The sequence below is a fragment of the Winogradskyella pacifica genome (assembly GCF_013403915.1).
GTDB classification, from domain to species: domain Bacteria; phylum Bacteroidota; class Bacteroidia; order Flavobacteriales; family Flavobacteriaceae; genus Winogradskyella; species Winogradskyella pacifica.
Map to the genome: position 1 here is coordinate 262,342 of NZ_JABFDI010000001.1, position 13,246 is coordinate 275,587.

Below are 13,246 nucleotides of genomic sequence, written 5' to 3' on the forward strand. Positions count from 1 at the left end.
AGTTATCAAAACAAAAAAAAGCCACTAATGTAATATTAGTGGTTTTTTAATTTAATATTTTTAATAATTGTATTTCTACAACTTCCGCCTCCGCTTCTCCGTCTTTAACAAAGTTAACTCACGACTAGTCTGCCCAGAAACAGATGTATTCTCCTCTGCCCTTCTAATTAAATAAGGCATCACATCCTTAACAGGGCCAAAAGGAATATATTTAGCGACATTATAACCTTGAGCCGCCAAATTAAAGCTAATATGATCACTCATACCATATAATTGTCCAAACCAAACGTTATTATCCTGCTTGGCGATCTTATGTGTTTCCATAAGATCCATAGCTAAAAAACAACTGGCTTCATTATGTGTACCAATAAAGACAGAAATATCTTTTAAATTATTGAGAATATAATTCAATGCATCGTTGAAATTATCATCTGTTGCTTTTTTGTTTTCACAAATCGGAGAGTCATATCCTTTTTCTAATGCACGATCGCGTTCCTTTTCCATATAAGCACCACGAACAATCTTCATGCCTATTTTAAACCCATTCTCTTTAGCACGTTGGTGTAAATCTTTTAAATAATCTAATCGATCCCAACGATACAATTGTAACGTATTATATACTATAGTGACATCTTTATTGTAGCGACGCATCATTTCTTCTACCAAATCATCAGCTGCATCTTGCATCCAACTTTCTTCACCATCAATTAAAACTTCAACGTCTTTTTCTTTAGCGAGTTTACAAACAGTATCAAAACGGTTTACTATTCTACCCCATTCAGCGTCTTCCTCAGTTGTTAACGCGACTCCTTCGGTCTTCTTTTGATATAACATAAAGCGTCCAAAACCAGAAGGCTTAAAGACAACAATTGGCATCGCTTCTCTGTCATCACAAAAACGAATGATTTTTAATATTTTCTCTAAAGCATTATCAAATTGATTTTCCTCGGCTTTACCTTCCACAGAATAATCCAAAACAGAGCTAACTCCTTCTGTATATAATTTATCTATTACAGGCAAACAATCCTCTTCATTAACACCTCCACAAAAATGATCAAACACTGTTGCCCGTATTAATTTTTCTACTGGCAGATGTGCTTTCAATGCAAAATTTGTCACTATAGTACCAATCCGAACCAAAGGTTCAGATGATATCATCTTAAATAAAAAATAGGCACGATCTAATTCTGAATCAGATTTTAAAGTAAATGCTGTGCCTGTGTCCTCAAAGAGTGAACGATTTATCATTAGCTAAAAGAATATAAATGCAAATATATTTATTATAGTCTTACTTTTTTTTCTAAAAAGGAAGTATTTTCACATCCTATTTTGCAGACAATATTAATTATGGAATCTATTTCAACAAAAAACGCCGTAGTACACTTTAATTCTGAAGTTTACACAGAACTTAATAACTACATTAAAACAGCAAAACCGTCTAAGATATTTATTTTGGTAGATACAAACACACACGATTATTGTTTGCCAAAGTTCCAAGAGCGCATAGAATCTGGCGACATAGCTATTGAAGTTATGGAAATGCCAAATGGAGAAGAACACAAATCTATTGATATTTGTACTGGTGTTTGGGAAGCTTTATCAGAGTATAATGCCGATCGCAAAAGTTTATTAATCAATTTAGGTGGCGGTGTCGTAACAGATTTAGGTGGCTTTGTCGCAAGTACCTATATGCGCGGCATAACCTACATAAACATACCAACCTCTTTATTAGCAATGGTAGACGCTTCTGTTGGCGGAAAAACAGGAGTTGATTTAGGGTCTTTAAAAAATCAAGTAGGAGTTATAAATGAAGGCGTAATGGTCGGAGTGGATACGTCTTTTTTAGATACACTTCCTCAAAACGAAATGGTTTCTGGTTTTGCCGAAATGCTAAAACATGGATTAATTTATGATGAAGCTTATTGGAATACATTAACACATCTCGAAAATTTAGATCTTTCTGATTTAGACCGCTTAATTTACGATTCAATTGTTATTAAAAATACAGTAGTAACTTCTGATCCTACCGAACAAGGCTTAAGAAAAATCTTAAATTTCGGACATACTTTAGGGCATGCTATAGAAAGTTATTTCATGGAAAATGCAGATAAAACTCCATTACTTCATGGCGAAGCTATTGCTGTAGGTATGATTTTAGAAACTTATTTATCCACTAAAATTACCGGTTTAAACAACGATTCTTTAGATACAATTACTAAAGGCATTTTAAAAACGTTTTCTAAAGTTGAAATCACTAAAGCAGATCAACAACATATCATCGAATTATTAAAATACGACAAGAAAAACAGTCATGGTGTGGTAAAATTTGTACTTCTTGAAGCTATTGGAAAACCAAAACTAGATTGCGTAGTTAGTAATGATTTGATTTTAGAAGCGTTTGATTATTACGCGAATTAAAGATAGCGTTCCTTTATAATTTTGAGGTGATGATTTTCATGGCCCATTATAATATAACCAATTGCTCTAACGGAAACAGGAAAGCCAGAGGCTTCACCAATAAAAAGTAATGTATCTGTATCATATGAACTAAACAATGTAATTGTTGCTTGCCGTACAGTTCTATATTCCTCTAACAAACTTTCCATAGTACGCTTTTCTGCATTTGCATGCACAACGTAATCGTCTTGTTCAAACCCCGCAAGAGGTGTGCCGTCTTGCCTAGCGATTCGTAAAGCTCTATACGCAAAAATACGTTCAGTATCTATAATGTGAAGTAATACGTCTTTTATAGTCCATTTCCCTTCAGCATAGGCATAACTATGCTTTTCCTTTGGAATATTAGAATAAAAAGAAACTACATCTTCTAAATTTTGCTTCAATCCTTCAACAATACCTAAATCCTTATTTACTGCATCAATATAGGGTTTATAATAAGGGTTGTATTCTGATACTTTTATAGAGTTCATAATAATTCAAATAAAAAAAGCCCTTAATCATAGTAACTAAGGGCCGTTATTAAAATATGTTATTTTGATTACAATTCATTAAAAATGGTATGCATCAAACGTTTTTTATCATTAAGACTCTCTTCTAACGAAATCATAGTCTCAGTTCTATAGACACCATCAATATCATCTAACATAAAGATAATATCCTTAGCATGCATTGTATCTTTTGCTCTAATTTTACAGAAAATATTGAATTTCCCTGTGGTGATATGTGCCACCGTTACATAAGGAATATCCGAAATACGCTCTAAAACAAATTTAGTTTGTGATGTATTTTGAAGAAAAACGCCTACATAAGCTATAAATGAATAATCGAGTTTTTGGTAATCTAATGTTAAAGACGACCCCATAATAATACCAGCTTCCTCCATTTTCTTTACACGTACATGAACAGTACCTGCAGAGATTAGTAATTTTTTTGCTATATCTGTGAAAGGAATACGCGTATTATCGATAAGCATATCGAGAATTTGGTGATCAACTTCATCTAATTTAAACTTTGCCATAATTATAATATCTTTAAACTAAACGCAAAAATAGAATATTTACATTAACAATTATGCATTAAAACTGAATATTTTTACGGTTTTAATGAGATTCTTTCATTATTCACTATTACGAAATCGTTTTCGGAGTTTATAATTAGTTCAGAATTTTCTTCTGTCTCTACCAAAAAGCCATTGGCTTCTATTTCTTTATGTCCGTACTTGTTATTTAGCTTAGCGACTTCCACTACCACTGGCACAAATTGCAATTTACAATCTATCAAAACCTCTTTATATTGAATGGCTATATCCACCAAGTCATTTAAGTCTTTACGTTTTGCATTTCTTATAATAACATCATAAAAACATTTTGCATTTTCTGGTATATCAAAATAGGCGTCATACTTATCAGCATTAACCCCATTAGCGATAACATCGAGCCCTTTTAAAATAGCAATAAACATTAAACGCCTAACCTCTTCCCTTTCATAATCATTTTTATAGTGCCCAGCTTCATATAATAATGTAGGTACGCCAAAATTCTGAAATGTATCTCCAACACAATTAATATTAAAACCATCATCATAGCGCCCTATTCCATCAGGAATTTCAATTTGAAGTAATTGATTTATCTCAGCTATAATAGACATAGCGGCTTTCCTATTAGTTGTGAGCGTCCGCTCTTGGTCTTGCGCCGGAGACAAAAACGAAAGCGTTGCCACATTATTTGTTTCACCGGCACTAAAAATGGTCCGCTGTCCATGAAGGTTAAAACAATACTGTGGCTTAAAATCAGTATAGGATTGCCGAAGTATGTGACTTTCTGGCTGTGATAAATGTTGTGCATCCCTGTTTAAATCAACTTTATTAGCATTTACACGTGTAAATCGCTCAGCTCCATCCGGATTTAAAATAGGAATTACCATTAAAGTACAGCGTTCTAAAATCTGTTTTGAAACACTATGTTCAGCCTCAAACAAATTAAAACAATCAAAAAGCGCTTTAGTCGATGTAGATTCGTTACCGTGCATTTGTGACCATAGCAAAATTTTGATGGGTCCGTTACCAAATTTCAAACTATATACTGGTCGGTTTTCAACAGAATACCCAAGTGTAGAAATAATAGGTTTTGATAATTTATCTAAACAATTTTCTATGTGAGAATTGGTGACATAACGACCAAAAAGTTCGGGCGTTTTTACTTCTAAAAATATCTGCTTTAAAGACTTTAAATTCATAGGACTAAATTAATGGTTACAAATGTAATCATTTGGTTTTTTACAATTGTAAACAATTAAAATCAATAAATTTGTTACATTCGTAAACAATGTTTCATCCAAATCTCAATACCAAAAACCAAATACTAATACTAAATTCTGTTAAATATATTTTAAACCATCAATAGACTTGTTTTCAGGTAAATAATACGAAAAATCAAACCTATTATTTAATATTAATAAAATAATTATACCACATTTAGCACAAACACAGATACTATTGTTTACATTTGTATCGTTATAATCACAAACCTTAAGTTTACAATGATAAACTCTAAAGAATTTACTGGACGCCTACAAAAAGTCATTGATTTTTACAGCGAATCTGCTTCTAGTTTCGCAGAGAAAATCGGAGTACAACGCTCTAGTATCTCTCATATCTTAAGCGGCAGAAACAAGCCTAGTTTAGATTTTGTAATGAAAGTCCTACACTCCTATCCCGAAGTAGAATTGTATTGGCTAATGAATGGAAAAGGAAAGTTCCCCAACCAACCTAACACTTCAGAATCACCACCCCCGCAAACCACTGAAGCAAAAACAAAACCACAAACCCCAGAGCCGAATCCTACTCCTCAAATTGAATTTCAATCTAAAGCTGGATCTAAATCTGATTCTGAAATTGACAAAATTGTAATATTTTACAAAGACGGAACTTTTAAAAGTTACAAGCCATAATATTGCACTATTCATTATCTTTGCTCAAAAGATTTATATGAGATTTTTTCTTTCATTATTAGCATTAATATTATTAACTAGCTGCTACTCAATAGAACGCGATTGCACAGATTTCAAAACAGGTACTTTTGAGTTCACCTACAACCTCGACGGCATTGAGCACACCTCACGCTTTATGCGCACTGAAGATTTCAATATTGATTACCACGAAGAAAAAGCAGACTCATCTTCTATTAGATGGATTAATGATTGCGAATTCATATTAAAAAAATTACACCCCACCACTAATTCCGAAAAAGAAGCTATTCATATGAAGATTCTATCCACAACGGATGATTCCTATACTTTTGAATATAAACTCGCGGTAAAAAGACCTAATAGACCTTCACGGATTGAAAAAGGTGTCGCAATAAAAATAAAATAACATTATGCTCGATTTCCTATTGACTTCCGATGCTATAATAGCATTGCTGACTTTAACATTTCTGGAGATCATACTCGGTATAGACAACATTGTATTTATATCTATTGCAGCAAACAAACTCCCCGAGCACCAACGAAGCAAAGCCACTAAAATAGGACTATTGCTCGCCCTGGTTCAGCGAATCATATTATTGTTTTTTGTTTCTTTTTTAGTCGGACTCAGTAAACCTTTTTATAGTATAGAAACCAATTGGCTGTCCGTAGAAATTAGTTGGCAAGCTATCATTCTATTTGCTGGAGGCTTATTTTTAATCTATAAAAGCACTTCTGAAATCAGAGAAAAAGTAGAAGATCCATCACACGATGTGGACCAGATAAAATCTAAACCCATAAAATCACTTAGCAGCGCTATAGTTCAGATTGTTATAATTGATTTTATATTCTCTATAGATTCAATACTAACCGCTGTCGGAATGACCAACGGCCTACACCCTAACCACAATTACACATTAGTATTAATGATTATTGCAGTGATGATCTCAATTGGAATAATGATAGGCTTCGCTAATCCGATTCGGAAGTTTATTGACAAACACCCGAGTGTACAGATTTTAGGACTCGCCTTCCTAATCCTTATAGGTTTTATGCTAATAACAGAAGCTGCACATTTATCGCATACTGAATTTTTCGGACAAACAGTCGGCGCAATACCTAAAGGCTATTTGTATTTTGCTATAGCATTTTCTTTATTTGTAGAATTCTTAAACTTTAAAGCTGCAAAAAAGAAAAAACCTTAAAATTTCGACACAAAGCACCAGTATTTAACGCTAAAATAATGTCACCTGCCCTTTATCATCCGTATCTAAATCGTCCTCATCATCTGTAGAAGAACTATCAGAGTGAGGTTTATTTACAGCTTCAGTAGCATTATCATCCCCCTTCTCAACAGTCTCCTCATCAACAACCTCTATTTCATCGGCATGTACTTCTTCCGGAGCCTCATAAGGCAATGAGTCCAATAAACTAATTTGATTTATTTTATCTTTAGTCAACTGATTTCCTAAAGCAGTAATCCCCTTTACCGAAATGAATTCTTCAAGATTCACTTCCATGTTTGGTTTACGTTCTTTACCGCGCTCTTTAGTGAATTCTACATCCGCTATCGGTCTCCAATCCGTTGAAACAATCTCTAATTGAGAATCTGGATGATCTGAAATAAAATCTTCTTCTTTGCCTTCTTGCTCAATAATAAAACGCTTTACATAATAGCGTTCTTTTTCTCCATCGTAATAAATAACAGAAATCGGCTTTTTAGGAACCCACTTTTCCATAATAATCATGTCACTATCAAAATGTGTAGTTAACTCAGGGATGATCGTTTTCACTATTCCCGATTGATTGATAATAAGAAGTCTATCTTCACCTCTAAACTCACCTATCAACTCACCTCTATCATCAACATTTAAACGCTGTACCGTATCGTCAAACCAAATTTTTCGAGGCTTTAATGTCGACACACCTCTTTCTTTTAACTCTACGCGTTTAATTGCATATTTAGTAACACGATTACCTTTAGACGCTCTACCTTTTATTAAAACTTCAGCAAAATCTAAATCCCACTTTAACTTCTTAATACTACCTACTTGGCGCAACATAATAGTCACAACTTCAGCTTCACCATTAGGATTCGCAGAAAAATACCACAACGCAGACCCTTTATTTCCATTGGTTAAATCGTATTCACGATCTCGTGTCATACTCGTCACAGCAAATCGTTTCACATAAGAAGGACCACCTTTACCATCTCTATAAATCATATTATAGATGGTGCGTTTGTCTTTTTTCTTAAACACAGCAACATGAATAATATTCTTACCAATAAAAGTCTTAGCATCTACTTTTGTCACCATCATCACTCCATCGTTTGTAAACACAATGATGTCATCAATATCACTACAATCGCAAACGTACTCATCTCGCTTTAATGACGTCCCAATAAAACCTTCTTCCCTGTTGACGTAGAGTTTTGTGTTTCGAATAATTACTTTAGTAGCATCTACATCATCAAAGATTCTAATTTCGGTTTTACGCTCTTTCCCTTCACCATAATCTTTTTTCAATCGCTCAAAAAACGCTATAGCATAATCAATTAGATTCGCTAAGTGATGTTTTACTTCAGCTATTTGATCTTCTAATGCATCAATTTTTTGTTGCGCTTTATCGATGTCAAACTTAGAAATACGCTTAATTCTAATCTCAGTTAGACGCGTAATATCTTCAACAGTAATAGCACGTTTTAAATGTTTAATGTGCGGTTGCAACCCTTTATCAATTGCATCAATTACTCCATCCCAAGTTTCTTCCTCTTCAATATCGCGGTAGATTCTTTTTTCAATAAAAATACGCTCAAGTGATGCAAAATGCCATTGCTCCTGAAACTCACCAAGTCGTATTTCTAATTCACTTTTTAAAAGCTGCACGGTATTATCTGTAGAACGTCGCAACATTTCAGTAACACCAACAAAGTAAGGCTTGTTATCTTCAATAACACATCCTAATGGCGAAATTGAAGTTTCACAACTCGTAAACGCATAAAGCGCATCAATCGTTTTATCTGGAGATAAACCTGCAGGCAAATGAATTAAAATCTCTACTTCTGCAGCCGTATTATCTTCAATCTTTTTAATCTTAATTTTCCCTTTATCATTCGCCTTAAGAATAGAATCAATAAGCGATGATGTGGTTGTACCGAATGGAATTTCGGTAATCATCAATGTATTCTTGTCCCGTTGAGAAATTAGCGCACGCACGCGCACCTTTCCCCCTCGTAAACCATCATTATAATTAGTGAAATCTGCAATACCAGCCGTTGGAAAGTCGGGTAAAATCGTAAAACGCTTACCTTTTAAATGTTTTACAGAAGCGTCGATAAGCTCAATAAAATTGTGCGGTAAAATTTTTGTAGATAAACCAACAGCAATCCCTTCACCGCCTTGCGCCAATAACAAAGGAAACATTACCGGCAAATTAACTGGCTCTTTACGCCTACCATCATATGACGCTTGCCATTGCGTAATTTTCGGATTATAAACAACATCCATCGCAAACTTAGAAAGTCTCGCCTCAATATAACGCGAAGCTGCTGCGCGATCTCCTGTTAATATATTTCCCCAGTTTCCCTGAGTATCAATCAATAAATCCTTCTGACCAATCTGCACCATCGCATCTGCAATACTTGCATCACCATGCGGATGGTATTGCATTGTATGACCAACAATATTCGCTACTTTATTATAACGACCATCGTCTAAGTCTTTCATAGAGTGCATTATACGACGCTGTACTGGCTTAAAACCATCTTCGATCGCAGGTACAGCACGCTCTAAAATTACATAAGAGGCATAGTCCAAAAACCATTCCTTATACATACCAGTAACCTTAGTAATAGTCTCTTGGCTACCATTGTCTTCATTTAACAACTCCTCATGTTCGTCTATCATCTATCCAACTTTATGCTTTTATTTTCTTTTATAATCTTACGCAGAGATTGCCTAACATACTTTACCTTTTTGTATTTCAAAAGCGTAATATTAAAGTGCTCCTTCTCTATTTTCCCATTACTATGTGATACATAAATAACCAAACTTTTATAAAAGTAATAGTTGCGAATTTTATAACCTGATAATTTCTCTCTAGAAATTTCAATCTTATTCTCTCTATAATTTAAATAATCCGTAAGTATCAATCCACTGTTTGTGATTATAACTTGAGCACCATCACTGTCATACTCAAAGAATCGCGCAACAAAATGCACCACAACTACAGCAACTAACAAACCTATTAGCACGTAGAGCGAGCTTCCCTCAACTAAATGATAAGACTTAAATACCGTAGCCAGTAAAATCGCTGCGATTATTAATATAAAATAAATAGAAATTATGGTGTTTTTTATTTCCCTGTTATCTGTTCTCATAGTGTATCTTCAACAACATCAAGTTCAACCTTAAGATTATCAATAATAAATTCTTGACGCGTAGGTGTGTTTTTTCCCATGTAGAAAGACAGCAACTCCTCAATAGACATGTCCTTATCTAACATTACAGGGTCTAAACGAATATCTTCACCTATAAAATGCACAAATTCATCTGGCGAAATCTCCCCTAAACCTTTAAATCGCGTAATTTCTGGTTTTGGTTTTAATTTCTCCATGGCGTCGCGTCGTTCCTCTTCAGAATAACAATAAATCGTTTCCTTTTTATTTCGAACCCTAAACAATGGGGTTTGCAAAATATACAAATGACCATCCTTAATGACTTCTGGAAAGAACTGCAAGAAAAACGTAATTAACAATAAGCGAATATGCATACCATCGACATCGGCATCAGTTGCTATCACCACATTGTTATAACGCAAATCCTCAAGAGACTCTTCAATGTTTAACGCAGCTTGTAAAAGGTTAAACTCTTCATTCTCATAAACGATCTTTTTACTTAAGCCATAGCAGTTTAGTGGTTTCCCTTTTAAACTAAACACAGCTTGCGTATTTACATCGCGTGACTTGGTAATACTACCTGATGCCGAATCTCCCTCTGTTATAAATAAAGTGGATTCTAAATTCCGATCGTGTTTAATATCTCCAAAATGCACACGGCAATCGCGTAATTTCTTATTGTGAAGACTTGCTTTTTTAGCTCTGTCTTTCGCTAATTTTCTAATACCAGATAATTCCTTACGCTCACGTTCTGCCTGAAGAATTTTACGTTGCAATTTTTCGGCAGAATCAGGATTCTTATGCAAAAAGTTATCTAAATATGTTTTTACAAAATCATTGATATAGGTTCTCACTGTTGGCAATTCGCCTCCCATGTCCGTAGAACCTAATTTTGTTTTGGTCTGACTCTCAAAAACAGGCTCCATTACTTTAATCGCAATAGCAGTTACTACTGACTTCCTAATATCTGAAGCCTCATAACTTTTACCATAAAATTCTCGAATGGTTTTTACGATAGCTTCTCGGTAAGCTGCTAAATGCGTTCCACCTTGCGTTGTGTTTTGTCCGTTAACAAAAGAATGATATTCTTCGCTATATTGTGTTTTACTATGTGTTATAGCGACTTCGATATCATCACCTTTAATGTGAATGATTGGATATAACATATCTGATTCGTTAATATTCTCAGATAATAAATCTTTCAATCCGTTTTCACTGTAAAACTTTTCACCATTAAAAACAATGGTTAACCCAGGATTTAGATACACGTAGTTTTTAAGCATCTTAACCACATACTCACTACGATACTTATAATTTTTAAATATAATTTCATCCGGAATAAAAGATACTTTCGTTCCTTTTCTTCGAGAGGTATCATCTAACAACTCCTGATTAGTAAGATTTCCCTGTTCAAATTCTGCTGATGCCGATTTACTATCCCTTGTAGATTCGACTCTAAAATAAGAAGACAGTGCATTTACAGCCTTTGTACCTACACCATTTAAACCTACAGATTTCTTAAAAGCTTTTGAATCATACTTTCCACCAGTATTCATCTTAGATACAACATCTACGACTTTCCCTAAAGGAATACCACGACCATAATCGCGGACAATAACACGTTCGCCTTGAATCGAAATCTCAATCGTCTTACCTGCTCCCATCACATACTCATCAATGGAATTATCTAATACCTCTTTTAAAAGTATATAAATACCATCATCTGGAGAGGAACCATCACCCAATTTACCGATATACATACCAGGTCGCATTCGGATGTGCTCTTTCCAATCGAGTGAGCGTATGTTATCTTCAGTATAAGTGGACTCTTCTGACATAAAGTTAAGCGGATATTTAGATGAAAGGCTAATATAAGATTATACCTTAAAACATGAAATAAAGAGCGCTTAAAGTAATTAACAAAAAGGCATTAATGTGTTGAGAACATTGGAGTTTTCAAAAATCAACACTCAAAATTGCAGTATTTTGAATTTTAAGCGTTTTTACAACCTACTTTTTCACACAAAAACAACTCAACTACTCTCTTTTATACAAAGACATAAAAACCCCCAATTGAGAATAATGTTTAACCAATTTCCAATTAGTCATGATTTCATTTAGCTCGTCGTCTTTGGTCTGATTATCTATATTTGAAAGCAATATAAATTGATTTGTATTGATATTAAAATCAGCATAGCGATCGGCTTCTGAGATATCTTTAAATTCTGAAAATTCACGCGCATTCAACAGAATTCTAGTCCCTATTTCAGTAGGCTCGATGCCTGAAGAATTAATAAAGCGCTCCATTTTAGCCTCAACGGTATAACTATTTAAATACGCTAAGGAACTATCCCAAGATTGCGATAATGTCGCAGGATAAATCCAAAAATGCCCCGTTATAAACATAACAACCATTACAGCATACACTACTGTTTTTTTAGCAATGTCATAATGCGCCATTAAATTAACAAGCAATACGATTGCTAACAGATAACAAACCATAAAATAACGATCACCAAATGGATTAGAAAACGGAACCATTCCTATAAAAAAGACAAAAGCAAGCACAAAAAAAGCAATAGCTACCCGATCGATTTTAACATCTCTATTTGTTTTGTCTTTTATATATTTTATTAAAAGAGGCAAAAGAATTATTGCAATTATAAAGCGTCCATATTCCAGAAAACTTTTCACATAGACAATACTATTTATCAGTACTTGCTTTACCCCTACAGATTGCCTGTGGGCGTTGTAGTTTTCATTCTGACTGATTAAGAACCAACCTAATTTTTCATATTGAAAATAACAAAATACCGCAAAGCTAAAAACTGCTATTAAGTAGCTTATATAAATTGATTTTCTACTTTCAATTAATTTCAGCCTAACATAAATAACATGAATTAAAGCTATAGATACAACTATATAAATCCCTCTGAGATTGACAAGTAACAAACCTACTAACGCTAAGGTAAAAAATATTGTTCTCGATTTAATCAGCGAATTCAAACCCAAAAACGTAAAAAACAACAAGAGCATGTCGTTATTTAAATTTGTCGTTTGTGCTATAAATGTAGGCTCTAAACACACTATCAAAACAACAAACGCGGATACCGTTTTTAAGAAATTAGTTTTACAAAACAGTACTATTTGCCAAGCGACACCAACATTAACAATCAGCAATAATAATCTTGAAGACCAGAGGGCTTTTTCAAAAATTGTCCAAAAGATCGCTAGTAAAGAAATCCACAAAGGCGGATGACCAGAATTATATTCCGTTGGCACAATAAATTCGGTTAGACCATTAGCATAAATCCAACTAGCACGAGACGATTTAGTAATAGCATCCCAAAAAAAAGGTGTGTGTTTTAATAATAGAAACTCTACTACTAATACACACACCAAAAAAAATAAAATCTGTTTAAAGCT

12 protein-coding genes are annotated in these 13,246 nt (G+C 34.0%); 4 read left to right on the forward strand and 8 right to left on the reverse strand.

The features are described from left to right. Positions 1 to 75: 75 nt before the first annotated feature. Positions 76 to 1,248, reverse strand: a complete 1,173-nt coding sequence (locus HM984_RS01100) for a proline dehydrogenase family protein (RefSeq protein ID WP_179347771.1) — start codon at positions 1,246 to 1,248, stop codon at positions 76 to 78. 99 nt (positions 1,249 to 1,347) lie between these two features. On the opposite strand from HM984_RS01100, the gene aroB reads away from it, so the two are divergent. Beyond that, positions 1,348 to 2,418, forward strand: coding sequence for a 3-dehydroquinate synthase (gene aroB, locus HM984_RS01105; RefSeq protein ID WP_179347772.1), 1,071 nt, complete (start codon positions 1,348 to 1,350; stop codon positions 2,416 to 2,418). On the opposite strand, the gene HM984_RS01110 is transcribed toward aroB, so the two are convergent. From HM984_RS01110 to HM984_RS01120, 3 genes are all read right to left on the reverse strand, one after another. Continuing rightward, positions 2,415 to 2,927: a DinB family protein gene (locus HM984_RS01110; RefSeq protein WP_179347773.1), complete on the reverse strand. Its 513-nt coding sequence runs from the start codon at positions 2,925 to 2,927 to the stop codon at positions 2,415 to 2,417. The genes aroB and HM984_RS01110 overlap by 4 nt on opposite strands. A gap of 68 nt (positions 2,928 to 2,995) precedes the next feature. After that, complete coding sequence (locus HM984_RS01115; protein WP_092443151.1) at positions 2,996 to 3,475, reverse strand: Lrp/AsnC family transcriptional regulator; 480 nt, start codon at positions 3,473 to 3,475, stop codon at positions 2,996 to 2,998. Positions 3,476 to 3,549: 74 nt separating this feature from the next. Next, entirely contained in the window at positions 3,550 to 4,692 is a 1,143-nt protein-coding gene (locus tag HM984_RS01120; protein WP_179347774.1) for a M14 family zinc carboxypeptidase, read from the reverse strand. Between the two features lie 303 nt (positions 4,693 to 4,995). On the opposite strand from HM984_RS01120, the gene HM984_RS01125 reads away from it, so the two are divergent. From HM984_RS01125 to HM984_RS01135, 3 genes are read left to right on the forward strand one after another with little or no spacing between them, the layout of a single operon-like run. After that, a complete protein-coding gene (locus HM984_RS01125; protein ID WP_179347775.1) occupies positions 4,996 to 5,406 on the forward strand; it encodes a helix-turn-helix domain-containing protein in 411 nt (136 codons plus the stop codon). A gap of 37 nt (positions 5,407 to 5,443) precedes the next feature. Continuing rightward, entirely contained in the window at positions 5,444 to 5,830 is a 387-nt protein-coding gene (locus HM984_RS01130; RefSeq protein WP_179347776.1) for a hypothetical protein, read from the forward strand. Positions 5,831 to 5,834: 4 nt separating this feature from the next. After that, complete coding sequence (locus HM984_RS01135) at positions 5,835 to 6,626, forward strand: TerC family protein (protein ID WP_179347777.1); 792 nt, start codon at positions 5,835 to 5,837, stop codon at positions 6,624 to 6,626. A gap of 30 nt (positions 6,627 to 6,656) precedes the next feature. Here HM984_RS01135 and HM984_RS01140 read toward each other — a convergent pair whose 3' ends face one another. The 4 genes from HM984_RS01140 to HM984_RS01155 all read right to left on the reverse strand — a co-directional run bounded on the left by HM984_RS01140 (position 6,657) and on the right by HM984_RS01155 (position 13,222). After that, positions 6,657 to 9,329, reverse strand: coding sequence for a DNA gyrase/topoisomerase IV subunit A (locus HM984_RS01140; RefSeq protein ID WP_179347778.1), 2,673 nt, complete (start codon positions 9,327 to 9,329; stop codon positions 6,657 to 6,659). Next, a complete protein-coding gene (locus HM984_RS01145; RefSeq protein ID WP_115808747.1) occupies positions 9,326 to 9,802 on the reverse strand; it encodes a hypothetical protein in 477 nt (158 codons plus the stop codon). Before HM984_RS01145 ends, HM984_RS01140 begins: the two co-directional genes overlap by 4 nt. Further along, positions 9,799 to 11,658: a DNA topoisomerase IV subunit B gene (locus tag HM984_RS01150; protein ID WP_115808746.1), complete on the reverse strand. Its 1,860-nt coding sequence runs from the start codon at positions 11,656 to 11,658 to the stop codon at positions 9,799 to 9,801. Before HM984_RS01150 ends, HM984_RS01145 begins: the two co-directional genes overlap by 4 nt. Before the next feature lie 199 nt (positions 11,659 to 11,857). Continuing rightward, a complete protein-coding gene (locus HM984_RS01155) occupies positions 11,858 to 13,222 on the reverse strand; it encodes a hypothetical protein (RefSeq protein ID WP_179347779.1) in 1,365 nt (454 codons plus the stop codon). Positions 13,223 to 13,246: the final 24 nt, after the last annotated feature.

Excerpts from the sequence above, each read along its gene's own strand:
- HM984_RS01110 (WP_179347773.1), bottom strand. The coding sequence starts at position 2,927 with ATGAACTCTATAAAAGTATCAGAATACAACCCTTATTATAAACCCTAT.
- HM984_RS01145 (WP_115808747.1), bottom strand. The coding sequence starts at position 9,802 with ATGAGAACAGATAACAGGGAAATAAAAAACACCATAATTTCTATTTAT.
- HM984_RS01150 (WP_115808746.1), bottom strand. The coding sequence starts at position 11,658 with ATGTCAGAAGAGTCCACTTATACTGAAGATAACATACGCTCACTCGAT.
- HM984_RS01130 (WP_179347776.1), top strand. The coding sequence starts at position 5,444 with ATGAGATTTTTTCTTTCATTATTAGCATTAATATTATTAACTAGCTGC.
- HM984_RS01135 (WP_179347777.1), top strand. The coding sequence starts at position 5,835 with ATGCTCGATTTCCTATTGACTTCCGATGCTATAATAGCATTGCTGACT.
- HM984_RS01125 (WP_179347775.1), top strand. The coding sequence starts at position 4,996 with ATGATAAACTCTAAAGAATTTACTGGACGCCTACAAAAAGTCATTGAT.
- aroB (WP_179347772.1), top strand. The coding sequence starts at position 1,348 with ATGGAATCTATTTCAACAAAAAACGCCGTAGTACACTTTAATTCTGAA.
- HM984_RS01115 (WP_092443151.1), bottom strand. The coding sequence starts at position 3,475 with ATGGCAAAGTTTAAATTAGATGAAGTTGATCACCAAATTCTCGATATG.
- HM984_RS01120 (WP_179347774.1), bottom strand. The coding sequence starts at position 4,692 with ATGAATTTAAAGTCTTTAAAGCAGATATTTTTAGAAGTAAAAACGCCC.
- HM984_RS01100 (WP_179347771.1), bottom strand. The coding sequence starts at position 1,248 with ATGATAAATCGTTCACTCTTTGAGGACACAGGCACAGCATTTACTTTA.
- HM984_RS01140 (WP_179347778.1), bottom strand. The coding sequence starts at position 9,329 with ATGATAGACGAACATGAGGAGTTGTTAAATGAAGACAATGGTAGCCAA.